Genomic DNA, 16,344 nt, shown 5'->3' with positions numbered 1-16,344 from the left:
AGAGTTTCTGCTAGGGTGACCGAATCCCCGTGTAGGAGCTTTCCCAATGTCACGTCGTCTTCCTCCCTTGTATGCCCTGCGCGCATTCGAAGCGGCGGCGCGGCACAGTTCGTTCACCCGAGCCGCCGAAGAGTTGTCGATCACCCAAAGTGCGGTCAGCCGACATATTCGTACGCTTGAAGAGCATTTTGCCTGCCGCTTGTTTCACCGCAGTGGTCGCCACCTGCAACTGACCGAATCGGCTCGCTTGTTGTTGCCGGGGATTCGCGAAGGCTTCACCGCCCTGGAGCGGGCCTGCAATACCTTGCGCGCCGAGGACGACATTCTGCGGATGAAAGCCCCGTCGACCCTGACCATGCGTTGGTTGCTGGCGCGTCTGAGTCGCTTTCGCCATTTGCAGCCGGGTAACGAGGTGCAACTGACCAGTGCCTGGATGGACGTGGATTCGGTGGATTTCAACGACGAGCCGTTCGACTGCGCGGTGTTGCTGAGCAACGGACATTTTCCGCCGGACTGGGAGGCGAGTTACCTGTTCCCCGAGGAGTTGATTCCGGTGGGCGCGCCGAACCTGCCGGGTGATCAGCCTTGGGATGTCACGCGTCTGGCCAATACCGAATTGCTGCACCCGACGCCGGATCGGCGGGACTGGCGCAATTGGCTGGAGCGCATGGGCCTGGCCGAGCAAGTGTCGCTCAAGGGCGGGCAGGTGTTCGATACATTGGAACTGGGCATGATCGCTGCCGCCCGGGGCTACGGCGTGTCCATGGGCGATCTGTTGATGGTGGCCGAGGATGTGGCGCAAGGACGGTTGAGCTTGCCGTGGCCGACAGCCGTGGCCAGTGGTGAGAAATATTACCTGGTCTGGCCGAAAACCCGCCCCGGCGGTGAGCGCATGCGCCGGCTCAGTGACTTTCTGCAAAGTGAAGTTCGCGCTATGGAATTGCCGGATGTCGTGCACCTGAGCTGAAACGTTGAAGCCATGCTCAGCAGTAACCTGCAAAGCATTGCCTTGGCGAACAGTGAACAGCGGGAAGTGGTGTCCAACCTGGCGGTCACGGCTAAAGAGTTGGAGAAGTTGGCGGCGGATTTGCGGTCCGAGGTTGACCGGTTTCGGTGAGGTGCCTTTGAACTAGTCATCGCGGGCAAGCCAGGCTCACACAGGGTACCGGCGTCGAAACGACGCAAATCCTGTGGGAGCCGGCTGGCGAATGGGCTCACCTCAATTCAGCATCTTTCCCAGGCTAATTGCACTTGGCGTTGCTGGATACTTCCTTGGCTGCCTGTTTCAGCAGGCTACCCAACTCGGCCGCATTGGTGCTGTTGTACACCCGGCCGCCGGTGTTCTCGGCGATACAGCGTGACGGGCCGCCAGCACCGATTTTCACCACGTTGACCCGCAGGCGCGGTTGTTCCCTGGCGATTCGACGGGAAACTGCGCAAACGTCCTTCCTGCAGCCGTCTTCACCGTCGACAAACATCACGATCACCGCATCGTTATTACGCCCGTCGACCTTGCTCGCCGCGTAGGCCAGGCTGTCGGCCAGCGGTGTGCCGTCGTCGGGAACCAGGCTTCGAATCCCGTTGATCAGCCGCGGGCGGTCGCCGAGCTTGAACATGCCCTGGTCCGGTGTTCTTTCGCAGCCGGCGAAGGTGATCAGGCGTGTGTCGATCTTCGGGTCCAGCGCATTGATCATGCCGGCCAGCGAATCCTTGGCGACGTCCATGCGGGTGGGTCTGGCGGTGAGCCGCATGGTGCGGTTCGGGTCCAGGAGCTTGTTGAGGTCACTGCCGAAGAACCAGTCCTCGTCGGATTTCACTGCCTTGATGTTCAAGTTCATCGAACCTGAGGTGTCGAGCACCACCACGAACTGCGGGGTCTCTGACTTTGGCGCATCTTTACGGCAGGCGAAGTTGTCCAGCGTCGGGGCGGGTGGCGGGGCAGCCACTACCGGTTTTGGTGGCGGAACCGGTTTGGGTTCCGGCGCCGGCTTGGGTGGCGGAACCGGTTTTGGTGGCGGAACCGGCTTGGGCTCCGGTGCCGGTTTGGGTGGCGGGGTCGGCTCCGGTACCGGTTCTGGCTTGGGCTCTGGCACTGGAGCAGGTTCCGGTTCCGGCTCCGGTTTCACGACAGGCTCGGGGACAGGCTCAACCGGTTTCTCAACCGGCGCCACCACTGGCGGCACAGGCGCTACAGGCGGAGCCACGACAACCGGCTCACGATGCAGGTACCACCAGAGCCACAGTGCCAGAAGCAGCAACAGCAGAGCGAGCAATGCCGCCGCGATCCACCAGCCACGACGCGATGGCGGCACCACTGGTACCACTGGCGGCACTGGCGGCACGATCGGTTTGGGCGGGCGCTGGTTCCAGCGCACCACCAATGGCTCACCATTGAGGCTGTAGAGTTTGTCCAGCTCAGGCGTGCCGAGCAGGCTGCGCAGGTCATCCGCTACGGTCGGCTGGCCGCGTTGTTGCAGTTCATCCGCCAGCTGTCCGAGGGACGTCTGACGTGCTTCATAGGTTTGCAGTAAACGTCGTTGCGCGTCCTCGTTGAGGTCGGCATAGGGCGTGGGTTGGCCACCCAGTTCGGTCCACCACTCCAGCACGTCGCCGCTGCCCATCCGCGGGATAGCAAACAGACTGGCGACGGTCGGCGGAAAGTGTTTCTGGATGAGTGCGACTTTGGCTTGTAGCGCACTCATTCCCTCCGATGTAGCTTGCGCATCCCTGGTGACCCGCTGCATGACGACGATTCCTGAAAAAAGTGCAGGCATCCATCGGGATGCTGCGGGGTGAAAATTTACTCTTCGTAGCCGAGGCTGAATTGCAGCTGATTGACCTTCTTCTGCAACGCTTGGAGCTCTTGCTGCTTGGCCGCCAACGCCGCTGGCGTTGATTTGACCGTGGGTGCCGCTTGCGAAGCCTTGAGCTGCTTTTCGAGGTCGGCAATCTGCTTCTGCACCGAGGCTTCATTGCCACGCCGGGCCTTGAGCGAGGTCAGCAGTTGCGACAGCGACTGATTCAGCGCCGCCTGGGATTTCTGCTGGCTGGCCAGATCGGCCTTGGTGCTGAGCTGCTGGGCCTGAATGTTCTCGTACACCTGACGGAACATTGCGTTTTGCCGTCGGGACTCGCTCAGGGCCTGTTCCTTCTGCTTGACCTGATCGCTGTAACCGCCGGAGTAGTCACAGTTCATCTTGGTCAGCATGCTGCTGTCGCGATTGGTCGCATCGCATTCGCCAGGAGCGGTCGCGCAACCGCTCAGGGCCAGGATGGCAGTGATGACCATCAATTGTCTTAGCGTCATGTGCTTAGCCCAGAGTGATTGCGGAGCGTTGGCTGTACAGAGCGTCGACTTCCTTCTGCAGGCTGACGACTTTCTGGTTCATTCTCTGAATGTTCATGTCCACCTGCCTGATCTCATCGGTGGCGCCTTGTGCACGCTCGGCGTTTGCCACTTTGCTGTACTCGGTGACTTTGACACGCATGTTGGCAAGGTCTTTACGCAGGCGTGCGATGTCCGAATCGATCCTGGCAATTTGCGCCTGAGCCCTGCTCTTGTCGACTTTCTTATTGGCGATGTCCCTTTTGATCTGGGCAATTTGCGCCTGATCATCCTTGATCACTTGCTGAGCGGTTGCGGTCCGGGCAATCACGTTCTGGGTGTCTTGTTCGACATCGCTGTTCATCTTCGCCAAACGGGTGGTGGTGTCAGCGTATTGGCTGCGACGTTGGTCCAGGTAGTAGTTAGCGCCCATGGCCACGCCACAGGCGGTAATACCGGCGGCGATGACGCACACGGTCTTGTTGTTGCTGTTGGACAGCGCGCAAGCGAGGATGCCGACGCCGGCGCCGACGGCGCAGGCCTGGTATCCGGACTTGCTGAAAAACTCTGCGTCATTGCCCTGGGTCAGACGCGGGTCCGCACCGTCGCCATCGTCGAGCATGGAGCTGCCGGTGTTGGCGCAACCGGTCATTAGCAGGCAGCCGGCGACAACGATAGCGATCTGTAGCTTGAAGCGAGTCCAAAGGCTGCGCGACATGGTGAAACTCCTAGGTAACGGTGTTGGCGCGTTGTTATTGAGTGACCGTTTTGCAACTGGTCAGCCAGGCTTCAGTGTCGATTTTCTGCTTTTGCAGGAACGTCTTCTGATTGGCCCAATGGGTGCGCAAGTAAGGTTTGAGGTCTTGCAGCTGTTTGTTGCGGGTGATGATTTCTTCCATCACCGGCACTTGCGCTTCAAGCAGTGGCTGGCCGTACAAGGTAGCCGATTCCACCAGGCTGCTGGCGTAGTAACGGCTGAGTTTGTGCAGGCGATCCTTTTGCTCTTCGAGCTTGCCTTTACGCATGTCGCAACTGGCATCTTTGTCTGCGCTTTCGCAGTTGAGCTTGTAGTTCTTTTGCAGGAATTCCACGTACTGGCCGTCGTCGAGCATCTTGGTGCACAGGAACGCACCCAGGTTGAGGCTGGCGCGGATCGCCTGATCGCGGGTCTCTTCCTGCTGCTGGTTGCTGGCCCGCAGCTTGTTCTCCAGGGCTTGCAGCTTTTCCTTGAGCGCTTTGTCTTCGACGCCCGAGGCGAGGTTGTTCAGCGATTGCACGGTGCCTTTGTCGGCGGATTCGGTTTCCTTGCTGCCGGTGCCGAGTTTCTTCCAGCTGCTTTCGATGCTGGCGACCCGTTCGCGAGAGGTGAGGGTCGGGGAGACCAGCACCAGTCGCAGGCCGGTGGTCTTGTTTTTCACCGGGCCTTCAGCGTTGTAATACGGCTCTTCCTTGCGCAATGCCGTATGCAGGTCGGCCTGCGCGGTCAGGTAGTTTCCGCCCCGCACGACATAGCCGCCGGCCTGACCGTGCTGGCGGTCGAGTTTGTTCAGGCGAAACGGCTCGAACATCATTTCGTCGACGTTACCCAGCATGTCATGCAGGCCCAGCGGGTTGGGCTTTTGCAGCCCCGTCAATTGTACTTTGCCGTTGGATGATTGCGCTCCGGCAAACCATTCGTAGGCGTTGATGCCTTCTGGCATCGGGTAGTGCGTGTCGCGAAATTCAGCGGCACTGACTTCCAGTCCGCCGCGCGCGGCGAACTCCCATTCGACTTCGGTTGGCAGGCGCAGAAAGCCTTGCGCGCCGTCTTCCTTGGGCAGCTTGCCGGCGGCGTTTTTGCGCAGCCACAGGTTGTACTTGTCGGCGGCTTCGATGGCTTGCACCCAGCTCACTGCCGTTTGCGGCAAGCGCATGTTGGTCGTGGCGGTGGGGCAGGTTGCTTCGGTCAGTGCGGCGTATTGCAGCTGACTCATCTCGTACTTGGCCATCAGGTAGTAGCGGGATTTGTCGTTCTTGGCCCCGGTGAAACTGCCGGCGATAAAGGTCGGACGGGTCTGTTCGACATAGCCGTATTCCGCACCGTCCTGACCGATGTTGATGGGGTAGTCATCCAGGGGACCTGCGACCGGAATGAACACCTTGCGAAACACCATCGAGCCTTCGCAGGGCATCGGCAGCACGACGTCGCCAGCCTCGGGCATGGGGTTGTAATACTTCTCTTCCCAGCCCGCCGCCGAAGCGTCGAGCAAGTAGCCGAGGCTCAGGGGCAACAGCAAGCCGAAACGTTTATAGCTCACGCAGACTCTCCGCAGGTTGGATATTGATGGCTCGCAGGGCGCCGATCATAGCCACCAGTGCCGCGACCAAAAAGGTCAGGAGCAGGGCGGCCAGACCATGCCAAACAGTGATGTGGCAAATGAAGGTGCCAGTGGCCCGGCTGCCGCCGAGCAGGTAGTCGAACAAATGACTGCCCACCGCATAACACCCCAGCCCGCCAACGTAGCCGGCCAGGCTCAGCAATAGCGCTTGCAGGACCACGAACCCGCCGACAGACCCGCGTTTGAAACCCAGCAGACGCAGGACCGCCAGGCTTTTGCGTTTACGGTCGATGTTGGCCAGGAATGCGCCGACCATCGACGCCACGCAGCCGATCAATGCCGCCACGGCGATCACACTGAAGATCAACCCCAGCACATGGTTGATGGCTTTGACGTTGTCGATGTCGGCCAGCCGACTCGACGTTTCGATGTGTTGTTCGTTGAGCCAGTGTTCCAGCGGTGCGACCTGTTCGATGTTGCGTGCATAGACGCGGGCGCGGGCATACAGCGGTTGTAAATTATCTTGAGGCTTGCCGGTGGTCACACCGAACTCACTGACCTGATAACCGTCGCGAAAACGCTCCAGATCCAGCAGCAGCGGCGGGGCGACAAAACCGGCAGCGCGACCGAAGCGGGCACCGTCGAGCACGGCCAGTACCGTCAGCGTCATCTCGCCGCGCTCATTGACACCTTCCAGGCGGCGCAAGGCCCGCAACTGCACGCTGTCGCCGACCTTGGCCTGCAGGCGTTGCGCTGCGCTGGCGCTGAGGATCACTTGATTGCCAACAGGGTTGAGTGACGCCAGGTTCAGTTGTGGGTCGCCGGGCTCAGTGGCAATGATTTCCGCGCCTTCGACAAACCGTTGCATGCCCATCAGCAGATCAGCCTGGGTATTGAGCGAGCGGGTCTGTCCGAGGGCAAAACCGGTCTCGGGACGCTGGCGCAAACGCTCGATCCAGGCTGTGTCGTAGTTGCCGTTGCTGAGCATCTTCACTTCAAGGTTGCGCGGGTCGCGCAGCAGTTCGTCCTGCAACTGGCTGACCACCCCGTGTTTGAGCCCGAACAGCAGCAGCAACGGCGCGATTACCGCCACCAGGGAGGCGGCGATGCACAGCGAGACCTTGCGGTCGTGCCAGAGGTCTTGCAGCGCCAGTGAGCCCAGCAGGCGCAAGCGATCAGTCCATCGGTTCAAACCGAGTCTCCCCCTGATGGCTGATAGCGCCGAGCCGCGGCAAGCCGAAATCCTTCAACAAAGCCCAGTCATGGGACACAACGAGCGCACTCAGGCCCATGTTCGACACCAGGCTCAGCAGCAACTCGAACAAACGCCTGGCACCGTGAGGGTCGAGCGCGGCGGTCGGCTCGTCGGCCAACAGCAGCAGCGGTTCATGGGCAATGGCCCGAACGCAGGCCGCGCGCTGGCGTTCGCCGATCGACAAGGCCTGGGGTTGTTTGTCCAGCAACCCTTGCAGGCGCAACACCTCAACGGCGTGGTCGATGTGTTCGCTTTTTGCGGACATCCCGAGCAAACGGCGCGGCAGGCTGATGTTGTCCCGCACGCTCAGGAACGGCAGCAAGCCGCCGCTCTGCAAAATGAATCCCAAATGCTGTGAGCGCACCGCTGCAAGAGCAGGCTGGTCGTCATTGGCCAGCAATTGGGCGATATCTTGAGCGTGCGTCGGGCCCAGCCGAAAGCGCTCGAGCTCCACCGGCGCGAGCAACAGGCCGATGGCTTCGAGTAACGTGCTTTTGCCACTGCCGCTCTCGCCGGTGATGGCGAGGATTTCCCCGGCGCCGACCTGCAAGTGCGGCAGTCGCACGTGATGGGCCTGTACGCCTTCACCACGGCGCACCAGCAGGTTCTTGATATCGAGCATCGGCGTCTCTTTAAGGCATCATTTCCAGTGGCACGGGGTAGACGTTATCCCGCGCATCACTGTCTTTGGCTAAAGCTACCCAACGGTCTACATCGGCGTTGTAACGCTGGTAATGCCGCAGTTTGGTGTTCAGCGTGCGGATGAATTTTTCTTGTGCCAGACCATCCCAGCTTTTCCAGGTCTCTTCATCCAGGTTCAGTACTTCACTCTGATAGGGCAGGCCTTCGAGGTATTCACCAAGCACACCCATGTCCGCCAGTTTGGCATTGCTGTTCTGTTTGAGCTGATTGGGATCGGCGCCCATGGTCGCCGCCACCGCACGCAGGCGATCGAACATTTCCGTCGGCGAAATCAGGCCTTCGTTGGCGGCATCGAGAATCTTCTTCATTACGTCGCTCAAGTCGCTGAGCTGTGACTTGGTCAGCAGTACCCGCACGTCGGTGGTCGGGATGTTCTGCTTGATCAGGTCGCGGTCGGTGATCCATGCCTTGAACACGGGCGGGGCTTTGCTGTTGGTCTTCTCGCCGAGATAGGCCAATTGCATGGCGTGGCCGATCAGCGCCGCGTCTTCGAGCATCTTTTTATCGCCCGGGTCCTGCTTGGCGTTCGCCGCACTTCCGATCGCTTCCTCTCCCATGTAGGCGGCTTTGACCTGTGTCGTGATCGCCCCGGCCAGTGCGTCGACCTTGCGTCCGAATTCCTGCACATCGCCAGCGTTCACCGGGTAGTACAGCGAGGTGTTGGTGCCCGGGTAGGTCGACAGGTTTTGGTACTGCGCCTCGGCCTTGGCGTGGTCCTTGGCGCCGGCCGGGGTTTTCAGGTGCAGGGTATAAATCGCCACGCCCGGGTTGGCGGCTTCCATACGCACCTGCGCGGCGCTCAAACCGGTTTTCGACAGCTTGTCGTCGCCTTCGATGGCGCCGGCATCGGTAATCAGCACCACATAGCGTGCGCCGAACTGGCTCCAGTCGACCTTGTCGATGCTCTCCATGACGCCGGCAAACGAGTCTTCATCGAAGCTGCTGCTCGATACGGTGGCCTGTTTGAGGTCGGCGATTTTGGCGAAAAAGTCGGCGCTGTCTTTCACCTGCGTCGGGTCGGCGTACATCTTGGTGGTGTATTCCAGCCCCGGTACCGCCTGGGTGTTGGAGCGGAAAGCCACCAGGCCGAACTTGACCTGCTTGCCGAGGTTCTGCGCTTCGATCTTCTGGTAAACCTTGCGGATCGCCTCGCGGGTGCGGTCGATGTAGGGGTCCATCGAGATCGTCGAGTCGATGACAAACACCACGGCCGCGCTGAATTCCTTCAGCTGGTTGGCCTTTTTCCCTTCGGCTTCCTTACCGGCGGCGCTGTTTGCAGCACCACCCTTGGCGTTCTTGTCATCGGCCTTACTGACGGAGGCGACGTTGAGCAGGCGCGTGCGGAAACCGCTTTCGGTCATGACTTCTTCACCACTGAGCACTGGCAGCAGGTAGAACTGCTTTTGCAGGTCGACGAAGTATTCAGGTTCTTCAGCCAATACGCCCGGTGCTTGCTGGCCCTTTTTCAGCGTGGCCCGCAGCGGCGCAACTTTGCTGACCGGGTCCGGTGAGTTAAGAATGCCTTCGACAGTGGTGCGGTCCTTGAAGAACAGCAGCCGGTCGCGGTTGGCTGGGTTGGTGAAGGCCAGCGTCAGCTGCATCTTCCAGTCGGTGGTGCAGTTGGCAGGCAGCCAGCCAATGGTTTTGCCGTAGCTGTCGGGGCCGACTTTCAACCACTCGGCGTTGTTTGCTTGCGCGCGCTCGTACACATAAAAACGGCTGAAGACCGGTTGTGCGTCGCCTTCGGCACCACCCGCCGTCGGGCTGATTTTGCAGCCCGGCGTGGTCAGTACGCGTTGGAACAGGGTCTTTTTACCGTCCTGTATCAACGGTTTGTCAGCGGCCTGGGACAGCGGGCTGATGCACAGCGCCAGCAATGCGGCGCCGCTCAGCAGGAATTGACTCAGGGGTGAGCGCATCACTTCTGCAACTCCTCAAAACGCTGCTTGGCTTCGGCGTTATTCGGGTCCTGGGTGAGGATGGTTTCATACCAGTAGGCGGCGGTGGCGTTGTCCGCAGCCGGGAAGCAATCGCTGGCCTTCAGGTATTTAGGGTCGTATTCACGGGCATAGGCGTTGGCGATCAGTGCGTCACCGGCCTGGGCACGGTTGGCGTACAGGCGCTGGGCGACGCCGCAGTGCTTGCTGGCCTTGGCCTGATTGATGATCTCCAGCAACTTGGCACTGTCCGGCGCCGCTTTGATACAGGTCTGGACAAAGGTCAGCTCGGGCAGGCTGTTCATGCTGTCGAGGGTACAGGCTTGTGCGTCGGCACCGGCAGGTGCAGGTGCAGCGGCAGGTGCAGTGGCAGCGGCTGTGGCAGCCGAGGCTGGCGCGGCGGGGCGTTGGTAGAGCCAGAACCCGGCGCCAGCTGCCAGCAGCAACACCACAATCAATAGTCCGATCAGGCCTTTGTTGCTTTTCTTCACCGGTGCCGGAGGCGGTGTATAGGCAGGCTCGGTGAGTACCGACTCCAATTCCACTTCTGGCTCGATGGTGGACAGCGTCAATTCAGGCAGATCCGGGATTTCCGGGATCTCAGGTGCGGGTTCGCTCGGCGTCGTCAGTTCGGCAGCGCCGTAAGTCGAGCGTGTCTGGCCGCCGGCCGTGGACGGCAGCAAGCCGACGCCTGGGCGAACCACGCCTTTGTCAGCGTGGCCCAGGCTCTGTTCGCGCAGTTCGATCTGGAATTGCGAGTTGGCACTGCCTTCCAACAGCGGGTCGATCACGCTCGGGCCGACCTGCGTTTCCAATGCTTCGCCGTTGGCCGTCAGGTTGAAACGCGAAACCTTGAACCAGAATGGGTTGCTGCTCCACGCCTTTTGGTCCTGAAGGTAAAAACCGTCCTGGTTGCGCTGAATGGAAAACTCCAGCTGTTGCTCGCCACCCTGCCATTTCTTCACAGTGAGGCGGGCCTGGCCAGGCACATTGGGTTCTAACGTGAGCAGGTCGACACGAATTGGCATTGCTTATCTCGCTGCGAAGGCTGTGAGCACTTTGCCCAGCCGTTCGTTCTGTTCAGGGGTGATTTCACGTCCGGCGCCATGGCCGGCATTGTCTTGCGTGATGTAGGCCAGGCCCGAAAGCCAGTCGCCGAGATACAGCTGTGCCTGATTGGACGGTTGCGCCGGCAACACGGGCACTTGCCCCGGGCCAATGTCGGTGTAGAACGAAAATAATGGCGCCTTGGCTCCGGCGCGGCTATTGGGGCGCTCGTTCACCGGCTTCTGGAGGTAGCCGAACCAGGACACGAAATCACGCAGCACACGCTGCACTTCCAATACCTGGCGCTCGACCAATTGATCGCGCCGCGCGCCACTTTGTGCACGCTTGAGGACGGCGCGGCTCAATTGCCCCGGCAAGTCCTGGCGGTAACCGGCGGTAATCAGTTCATCGACCACCGCTTCCACCAAGGACTTTTCCAGCCCCAGCAAGTTGAGCAGGCTTTGCCGGGTGGTCAGTTCACGCAGGTGCGCGATCCAGGCCTTGAAGGCCGCTTTGGCAAAACGGTGCTCGTTACTTTGCAGCTCGGGCGCCGGGGTGCCGGTCTTGCTGCTGACTGGTGCGTCGTGACTCAGGTCGTCACCGAAATCGAAATCGAAACCGGCGTCGTTCCCGTAGAGGCTCTGGCTCGGTGTCGGGGCGACCGGTTCTTCGCTCACGGCCGGCTCGTCATCGGTCGTGTATACGCCGCTGAGGTACAGGTCACGCACCTCTTCGCTTGGCATGTCGAGTTGATCGATCAATTCGCCAAGTACCGCCGGCCGACGGCCCAGGCCTGTCAGAATCATTTGCGCCTTGGCTTTCTTGGCGGCTGCGGCGCCATCGTCGTCAGCGTGATACCAGGTGCTCAGGCCGTGAGTGGTCAGGCCTTCGAGGCACTCGCTCAATTGCTCGCGGATACGCTGCAATTTGAATTCGATATTGGCCACGCCATTGAAACTGCTGCTGAAGTGGCTGATGCCACCGTCATCCTGGCGCAGCATTTCTGTCCAGGCGTTGACCGGGTTCTTGATGTGTTTGCACACCAGCGCGTTGTTGGCGAAGCTGGTGCCCAGCGCGTTGACGCGTTCCTGATAGTTGGCATTGAGGCCGGTTTCCGCACCGGTTTCGTCTTGCCCAATGAAGGCCGCGTCCATGCGCGGTTTGCGCACCAGGTAGGTATTCTGGAAGGGTGTGCCGGCCCAGTCGTTCATCCAGCTCAGGCTGCCGAAACGCTCCAGCATGGTCAGCTTGACCATGCCGTTCCAGCTCTCGTCGTACTGATCAGGTGTCAGGCTCAGGGAGTTGGTAATGCGCAGGTCAAGCATGGTCAGCGCCCAGATCAGGCCGGTATCACGCTTGCTGCGCGCGGCCGAGTCGGCGCCCTGGGTTTTTTCGATCCAGCGGGTCAGCACTGGGCCCACGTCGTTGACGTCGCTTTGCTTGGTCGAGCTTGTGCAGACCACCAGCGCGTTCATTTCCTGGTTGTCGGTGTAGCGTTCGAACAGGTAGGCGACCTTGCCGCGCAGGATCAACTGGGAAACTGAGTTGTCCTTGTGGGTGGATTGCGGGTCGTTGGAATCGGCGATCTCGTGCAGTTTCTGGCGCCCGCGATAACCGGGGAAATCCAGCAGGTCGACCTGGTTGACGATGTCATCCACTGGCGACTCGATCAGGCGGAAAGTCATTTCGGCGGTCAGTGCCGCCAGTTGCGCGACCGCAACCGCTTGACTGTTTTGCAGGCGATCGCCAACCAGTGGTCGAACATCGATCGGCAAGTCCAGTGGGCTGCCGAAGCGTTCGAGGATGTCGACGTTCATGATGCTGTCGCGCTGGCTGTAGGTGTCGTTTTCGAAAGTCACCAAGGCCTTCAACGGTGCGAACACGGTCTCGGGCAGACCCAGCTTGTGCAGTGTGCCAGCCAGTTGCTGGTACACGCGCGTCAACTCGCGTTGCTCACCCCAGAGAATTGAAAACAGCTCGGCTCGTTCCTGGAAACTCAGGCGTGGCGCCAATTGCAGCGCTTTGGGCCAGTACAGGTGCTCAAGTTTTTTCACCGAGTTGCGGAAGTTGTCGCGCAGGTAATCCCACAGCGACACCAGATCGTCAGCATTGACCCCCGGTTGTATCGGGCCGGTCTCGCGACCTTCGAACGGTTTGAGCACGCGCTGGATGCGCTCTTCGTCGATCTCGTAGGAAATCCGTTCAAGGTCGAAATCCTTGAACCAGGCGTTGGCGAGAATCTTCGCCAGCTCGATTTCCTTGAACAGCGACAGTTCTACCGGGAAGTCTTTGTCCTGACTGACCGTCGCCCGTCGGCTGAAGCGCGTTACCAGGCCGGTGGCTTCCTTGCCACCACCCACCGGGTTGATGTGCTTGATGAAGTCCAGGCGATGGTCACCGAATTCGGTTTCCAACTTGCCGTTCTGACCGGCGGCGAGGGCCGAAATCAGGTAGGACTTGCCGGCCTGGGACAAGCCGAAAAAGCCAATGGTCATCGGCGTGCAGGCCACGCGGCCGAGGCTTTGAGCCAGGTTGCGGGCGCGGTGCAGGCGGATGTTCAGGTTGTCGGCTTCGCTGTCCAGGCGCGGCGCATTGCCACGTGTCTGGTCAATCCAGTCCAGCGCCTGACCGGCGCCTTCATAAACAGCGGCCCAACTGGCAGAGAGCTGAGTTTGATCGGGGGTCAGGTCGTTCATTTGCGTTTCACACTTCCACTGTCGAGCCAGTACTTGGTCTCGCTCAGGCCGGCGTCGAGCATGGTGTTGAGCTCCAGCTCGAGGTCGCTGCGCGGGTTGAAGTTGACATTGTTGCAGTTGGATTCAATGTCGCGAACCGAGAGGCGGTCGCTGACCAGATCCTGCTTGCGTGTGTATTTGTCCGCCGGTTTGACCTCAAACCGCACCTTGAGCAGCGGTGCGCTGCCGTTTTCACCGATTGCCCGGGAAAACTTCTCCCGACCTGCTTTGGTGAACCGCAAGGTATACAGCGGTGAAGCGGCCCAGCGGTCAGCGGCCAACTGTCGGAAACCGAGACGCAGATCACCGCGCATTTCCAGCTGTGGCGTGTCGGCTGCGTCGCCAACGCCAATTTCCGGTAGCTTGATTTTGTAGTCTTCGGACTGGATGTCGCGGTACAGCACGTCGGCATCCTTGATCACGTTGTTCAGGTCGATGACGCCGATGTGCTTGACCGTCGAATACGGTTTAAGTGCCGATGCCCGGAAGTAGAAGTTCGGCACGCTGTGGTTGGCGCACAACAGGCAAAGCATGGCGCCGACCGAGGCAGTGCTTTTCGGGTCGTCGATCCGGCCGTTCTTGTGAAACGGATACCAGCCGCCGGTGCGGTAGTTTTGTAGCGCCAGAATACGCCCCGGTGGCAGCGGCAACACCTTGCGGATGAACGCCTGGATGCCCGGCAGGCGCGAAGGGCGGCCGGTCAGCAGCAAGACATCACAGGGGTATTGCGCGGCCACTTCACACAGCGCGCCAAGGACCTTGGTGATGTTGATCTGGTCGTTGAGGAACGCGGCGTGGAGCTTTTGCAGGTCGAAGCTGATCGGCGCGGCATACAGGTCGAAACCGCTCTGGCCGCCGACATCGCGACGCACGGCAGCATTGACGTAGTCGAGCACGGTCTGGCTGATGGCGTTGTCACCGAGCAATTGGCGGTAGCTTTGCGGGATGACTTCTTGCGGGACCTGTGGATCGTAATGCTCGTACGCCTTGAGCAGCGCCAGGCCCAGCGGGGCGAACACCTGGAGGTTCAATTGCTGACGCAGGATCATGTCCTGGGCGCTGACCGATTCATCGCCACACAGTCGTGACATCAGCGAATCCGCGGCTTTTACACCAGCGTTCTGCAAGGCTTTTTCGAAGCTCGGCAGGATGAAGTCCTGAATCACGTCCAGCAGGATGTCGTCGCCGGCCACTTTGAAGCCATCGCGAAAACGCTGCTCGGGCACGATGTGCACGTTGCTGCCGCTGCCGGTATTTCCCGCGCGGTCGAGGCGATAGTCGGTGATCACAAGGTCAGTGGTGCCGCCGCCGATGTCGATGGTTGCGAGGGTGATGCGCTGGCGGTCGGTCTTGTCCGGCCGGGCGATGGTGTCAAAAAACTCTTCCGGGTGACCGGCGAAGTTCTCGTTGACCTCGGTGTACAGATACACCAACTGGCCGCAGGACGCTTCGTCCCATTCCACGCGGATACTCGGGATCGGCGTGCGCGGGCTGACGGTCTGATCCTGATGTGGATCTTCCTCGCCGGCATGCCAGCCGAGGCTTTTCCACACCAGGCCGATGGCTTGCAGCATGCGCTCGTTGAGGATGCTGCGCTCGGCCTGCGGCATGCCCGGCGGCACGGTCAGGGTAATGCTGTTGAGCTGGCGCGGCACGCGGGTGTGACCCTGGCGCGAGCGTTGGGCCGGGCTGTTGATTTGCGACAACGCCTGGGCCAGCACTTCGGCGAGCATGAAAGTCATTAGCGAGCTGCGTGAATAACGCGGCATGAACACCGGCAGGCGATCGTCTTCTTCGAGGCTGTATAACGCTTCGCCGGTTTCGTTGATCAGGTGCGAGAACGGCGAGGCGGTGGCGTACGGCTCGTTATCGGTCTTGATGTACGAACAGTTGAACCGCCAGCCGTGGCCATAGGCGTTTTCGTCCCACAGATAGCGTTTCGGGCTGGACAGGCCAGTGGAGCCTTCGGTGCCGCGACGACGGCTGGCCAGACGACTGGCTTCATTACCGACACGGGCAATCGTCGCCCATTGGAACGCATCGTGACGACCGCTCTTGACCGAGCAGTGGTCCTTGCCGAAGTACGCCTGGGCGAACTCCACGCGGCTTTCGAACGGCAGGTTATAGGTGTGTTCGGGAGTGATCAGGTCGCGCAGTTCCAGCACGTAGTTCTGCTTCAGCCCGGAACCGGCCTGACCGTGATTTTCGATCAGGATGCCGCAGGTGCGCGAGTTGCCGACGTCCAGCACCAAGTCCACCGGAATCGGTTTGACCAAGCCATTGCTGTCGTTGGCAACCACTTTCAGTTCGGGGATTTCAACTTTCGCCCGGGCCTTCGATTGCTGGGCGGTTGAAGGTTTGCTCAACAGGCTGAGCAAATTGAGGTAGTGCGCCAGGTGGTAGTTGTTGCGGATATCGCTGTCCAACTCTGCGCGCGAGCGGTGGGCATTGCCCTCATTGAACACCTCCAGCAACCACTCGTTGACCCACGGCTGCGCCAGAAACCAGCGGGTTTCGCTCGCCTTGATCGCCAGCCTGAAAGACACGCCGGAGCTGATGTCTTCTTCGTTTGGCGCCAGATAGGCAGTGCCATCACGTTTGGGCATCACACGGCTGTCGAACGCCATCGTCAGGCGGTGGGTGTTACCGTCGATGTCGGGATTCGCCAGTCTCACCAAGCGCATGCGCGACCAGTTGGTTGGGCCTTCATCGAAGCGATGTGGCGGCATGAAGCGGAAAAACGGGATTGGCAGCCAGATACCGTCGAGCAAATCGAGGCTGCTTTTCATGTCGACGCTGAACGCAGGTTTGGCTTTTTCGATCTTTTCCGGTTCAGGCTCGTAGAAAAAGAAGTCTTTCTCTTCGTTGTACGTCAGGCGACAGATCAGCCCGCTGATCATCGGTGCGAACTCGCCCGCCGGTTCCTTGCGGGGGTCCAGGCGCAGGGCGAAATCCATGAACTGGATGCCGGTGTCGCTGACCAGCGTGACGGTGTCTTCGAATTGAGTGACTTCAGGCAACATGT

General features: G+C 60.4%; 11 protein-coding genes and 1 pseudogene. 2 read left to right on the top strand and 10 right to left on the bottom strand.

Features of this window, described 5'->3' with window-relative positions:
* Positions 1-46 precede the first annotated feature (46 nt).
* Together ABTV22_RS29245 and ABTV22_RS29240 are read left to right on the top strand one after the other, a co-directional pair.
* Positions 47-967: a LysR substrate-binding domain-containing protein gene (locus ABTV22_RS29245; protein WP_433737820.1), complete on the top strand. Its 921-nt coding sequence runs from the start codon at positions 47-49 to the stop codon at positions 965-967.
* 12 nt (positions 968-979) lie between these two features.
* Positions 980-1,117 (top strand): annotated as a pseudogene (locus ABTV22_RS29240) (hypothetical protein); the annotation flags it as partial.
* A 124-nt stretch (positions 1,118-1,241) separates the two neighbouring features.
* On the opposite strand, the gene ABTV22_RS29235 reads toward ABTV22_RS29240, so the two are convergent.
* Genes ABTV22_RS29235 through ABTV22_RS29190 form a run of 10 tightly spaced genes read right to left on the bottom strand, consistent with a single transcriptional unit; the run spans position 1,242 to position 16,342 of the window.
* Positions 1,242-2,744 carry a vWA domain-containing protein gene (locus ABTV22_RS29235; protein WP_433737818.1) on the bottom strand — a complete coding sequence of 501 codons (1,503 nt, stop codon included), beginning with the start codon at positions 2,742-2,744 and terminating at the stop codon, positions 1,242-1,244.
* 56 nt (positions 2,745-2,800) lie between these two features.
* Positions 2,801-3,307 (bottom strand): hypothetical protein, encoded by a 507-nt coding sequence (locus ABTV22_RS29230; protein WP_433737816.1) that lies wholly within the window; start codon positions 3,305-3,307, stop codon positions 2,801-2,803.
* A 4-nt stretch (positions 3,308-3,311) separates the two neighbouring features.
* On the bottom strand, positions 3,312-4,043 hold the full coding sequence (locus ABTV22_RS29225) for a hypothetical protein (RefSeq protein WP_433737815.1): 732 nt from the start codon (positions 4,041-4,043) through the stop codon (positions 3,312-3,314).
* Between the two features lie 34 nt (positions 4,044-4,077).
* Positions 4,078-5,622: an SUMF1/EgtB/PvdO family nonheme iron enzyme gene (locus tag ABTV22_RS29220; RefSeq protein WP_433737813.1), complete on the bottom strand. Its 1,545-nt coding sequence runs from the start codon at positions 5,620-5,622 to the stop codon at positions 4,078-4,080.
* Complete coding sequence (locus ABTV22_RS29215) at positions 5,612-6,835, bottom strand: ABC transporter permease (RefSeq protein ID WP_433737812.1); 1,224 nt, start codon at positions 6,833-6,835, stop codon at positions 5,612-5,614. The genes ABTV22_RS29220 and ABTV22_RS29215 overlap by 11 nt, the downstream gene beginning before the upstream one ends.
* Positions 6,819-7,520: an ABC transporter ATP-binding protein gene (locus ABTV22_RS29210; RefSeq protein WP_433737811.1), complete on the bottom strand. Its 702-nt coding sequence runs from the start codon at positions 7,518-7,520 to the stop codon at positions 6,819-6,821. The genes ABTV22_RS29215 and ABTV22_RS29210 overlap by 17 nt, the downstream gene beginning before the upstream one ends.
* A 10-nt stretch (positions 7,521-7,530) precedes the next feature.
* A complete protein-coding gene (locus ABTV22_RS29205) occupies positions 7,531-9,519 on the bottom strand; it encodes a vWA domain-containing protein (RefSeq protein WP_433737810.1) in 1,989 nt (662 codons plus the stop codon).
* Positions 9,519-10,565 (bottom strand): hypothetical protein, encoded by a 1,047-nt coding sequence (locus tag ABTV22_RS29200; protein ID WP_433737809.1) that lies wholly within the window; start codon positions 10,563-10,565, stop codon positions 9,519-9,521. The genes ABTV22_RS29205 and ABTV22_RS29200 overlap by 1 nt, the downstream gene beginning before the upstream one ends.
* A gap of 3 nt (positions 10,566-10,568) precedes the next feature.
* Positions 10,569-13,280, bottom strand: coding sequence for a putative virulence factor (locus ABTV22_RS29195; RefSeq protein WP_433737808.1), 2,712 nt, complete (start codon positions 13,278-13,280; stop codon positions 10,569-10,571).
* The gene (locus ABTV22_RS29190; RefSeq protein WP_433737806.1) at positions 13,277-16,342 is read right to left on the bottom strand and encodes a virulence factor SrfB; all 3,066 of its coding nucleotides are present in this window, start codon (positions 16,340-16,342) and stop codon (positions 13,277-13,279) included. Before ABTV22_RS29190 ends, ABTV22_RS29195 begins: the two co-directional genes overlap by 4 nt.
* Positions 16,343-16,344: the final 2 nt, after the last annotated feature.

The sequence above is a fragment of the Pseudomonas putida genome (assembly GCF_050990305.1).
Lineage (GTDB): Bacteria > Pseudomonadota > Gammaproteobacteria > Pseudomonadales > Pseudomonadaceae > Aquipseudomonas > Aquipseudomonas putida_AH.
The sequence above is the reverse complement of the archived record's forward strand: the minus strand, read 5'-3'. Positions and strand labels throughout refer to the sequence as shown.

Coding starts and splice junctions, on each gene's coding strand:
- ABTV22_RS29235 (WP_433737818.1), bottom strand. CDS start 2,744: ATGCAGCGGGTCACCAGGGATGCGCAAGCTACATCGGAGGGAATGAGT.
- ABTV22_RS29205 (WP_433737810.1), bottom strand. CDS start 9,519: ATGCGCTCACCCCTGAGTCAATTCCTGCTGAGCGGCGCCGCATTGCTG.
- ABTV22_RS29195 (WP_433737808.1), bottom strand. CDS start 13,280: ATGAACGACCTGACCCCCGATCAAACTCAGCTCTCTGCCAGTTGGGCC.
- ABTV22_RS29210 (WP_433737811.1), bottom strand. CDS start 7,520: ATGCTCGATATCAAGAACCTGCTGGTGCGCCGTGGTGAAGGCGTACAG.
- ABTV22_RS29245 (WP_433737820.1), top strand. CDS start 47: ATGTCACGTCGTCTTCCTCCCTTGTATGCCCTGCGCGCATTCGAAGCG.
- ABTV22_RS29225 (WP_433737815.1), bottom strand. CDS start 4,043: ATGTCGCGCAGCCTTTGGACTCGCTTCAAGCTACAGATCGCTATCGTT.
- ABTV22_RS29190 (WP_433737806.1), bottom strand. CDS start 16,342: ATGTTGCCTGAAGTCACTCAATTCGAAGACACCGTCACGCTGGTCAGC.
- ABTV22_RS29200 (WP_433737809.1), bottom strand. CDS start 10,565: ATGCCAATTCGTGTCGACCTGCTCACGTTAGAACCCAATGTGCCTGGC.
- ABTV22_RS29230 (WP_433737816.1), bottom strand. CDS start 3,307: ATGACGCTAAGACAATTGATGGTCATCACTGCCATCCTGGCCCTGAGC.